The sequence below is a fragment of the Azonexus sp. genome, from assembly GCF_036170495.1.
GTDB lineage: Bacteria > Pseudomonadota > Gammaproteobacteria > Burkholderiales > Rhodocyclaceae > Azonexus.
The window spans coordinates 6,893-8,718 of sequence record NZ_JAVHPH010000395.1; the positions used below are offsets into that span (position 1 = coordinate 6,893).

Below are 1,826 nucleotides of genomic sequence, written 5' to 3' on the forward strand. Positions count from 1 at the left end.
GGCGGCCGATCAGCTCAGGGCGCGTTTGGGGGCCGTCTTGATGTGCGTGGTGTAGAGGGTCAGGCCGGTGAACGCCAGGCCACCGACGAGGTTGCCAAGGACGACGGGAATTTCGTTCCACAGCAGGTAGTCCATGATCGTGAAGTGACCGCCCATCATCAGCCCTGTCGGGAACAGGAACATATTGACCACCGAGTGCTCGAACCCCATTCCGAAGAAAAGCATGATCGGCATCCACATGGCGGCGATTTTGCCGGTCACCGAGGTTGAAATCATGGCGCCGACAACGCCGGTGGAGACCATCCAGTTGCACAAAACGCCGCGGATAAAAATGGTCAGCCAGCCCGCGGCACCGAATGCAGCATAGCCGACGGTGCGGGATTCGCCGATTTTGGCCAATTTCTGACCAACATCGCTGGGCGTGGTGGCAAAGCCATAGGTAAAGACGATGGCCATCAAGACGGCCACCGTCAGCGAGCCGAGAAAGTTGCCGGCAAATACCAGCCCCCAGTTTCTAAAAATGCGCGGCAAGGTGACGCCGGGACGTTTGTCGAGCAGGGCGAGCGGCGTCAGCACAAAAACCCCGGTCAACAAGTCGTAACCGAGGAGATAAAGCATGCAAAAACCAACCGGAAAAAGCATGGCGCCAAAAATGGGTGACCCGGTCTGGGTCGCTACCGTGACGGCAAAAACGGCGGCCAGGTTAAGAATGGCGCCGGCCATGAAGGCGCGGATCACCGTATCCCGGGTCGACATATAAATTTTTGATTCGCCCGCATCCACCATCTTGGTGACGAATTCAGAAGGTGCTAGATAAGCCATGCGTGGTTCCCCTGTTTAAATAGATTTTTTTGTCAAACTGCCAGAAAAACCTGGCCGTTTTCGAGCTTCACTTCAAATTTGGTGCAGGACCCGACATCCGGCGCCACGGCGTGGCCATCTTCGAGGCCGATGTTCCAGCCATGCAGCGGGCAGGTCACGCGCTTGCCGTGGACGATGCCTTGCGACAGCGGCCCGCCCTTGTGCGGGCATTTGTCGTGCATGGCAAACACAGCGTCGTCGGCGGTGCGGAAAATGGCAATATCGCCACCGGTGGCCGGCTTGACGATGCGCGAGCCGAGTTGCGGGATGTCTTCCAGCGGGCAAATCAGTTTCCAGTGATTCATTTTGCAATCCTCAATTTTTGGCAATTTTTAGGCGTCGACCGTAACCGGCACGATAGGAATGAATTGTTTGATCGCTTCCGGCTCGCGCGAAGTCGCCCACGGGTCCTTGGCGCCCTTCAGCTCGGCAAGTAGCGCGGCATAGAGCGCCTTGCGGCCTTCTTCATCCTCGACGATCCGGCCTTTCACGTAATCCAGGCCAACGCGCTCCAGGTAGTGGCAGGTGCGCTCCAGGTACCAGCCTTCGAGGCGGTAGAGCTGAAGGAAGGCGCCGGCGTATTCCATGACCTCCTCGTCGCTCGTCACCTTGCACAGGAACTGGGCGACTTCGGTCTTGATACCGCCGTTGCCGCCGATGTAGAGCTCGTAGCCGGAATCGACGCCGATCACGCCGACGTCCTTGATGCCGGCTTCGGCGCAGTTGCGCGGGCAGCCGGAGACGGCAAGCTTGACCTTGTGCGGAGCGTACATGTCGAAAAGCATCTTTTCGAGCTTGACGCCCATCGACATGGCCAACTGCGTACCGAAGCGGCAGTGCTCGGCGCCGACGCAGGTTTTCACGGTGCGGATCGACTTGCCGTAGGCGTGGCCGGAGACCATGCCGGCGGCGTTGAGGTCGGCCCAGATGGCGGGCAGGTCTTCCTTCTTGATGCCGAGCAGGTC

The 1,826-nt window shown here is 59.1% G+C and carries 2 protein-coding genes and 1 pseudogene; all 3 read right to left on the minus strand.

Translation table 11 applies throughout. The features are described from left to right. Window positions 1-9: 9 nt before the first annotated feature. Window positions 10-822 carry a formate/nitrite transporter family protein gene (locus ADADOO_RS14610; protein ID WP_511278238.1) on the minus strand — a complete coding sequence of 271 codons (813 nt, stop codon included), beginning with the start codon at window positions 820-822 and terminating at the stop codon, window positions 10-12. Window positions 823-854: 32 nt separating this feature from the next. Then, on the minus strand, window positions 855-1,166 hold the full coding sequence (gene nirD / locus ADADOO_RS14615) for a nitrite reductase small subunit NirD (protein WP_511278239.1): 312 nt from the start codon (window positions 1,164-1,166) through the stop codon (window positions 855-857). Window positions 1,167-1,193: 27 nt separating this feature from the next. Continuing rightward, window positions 1,194-1,826: pseudogene (locus ADADOO_RS14620) on the minus strand (nitrite reductase large subunit); the annotation flags it as partial.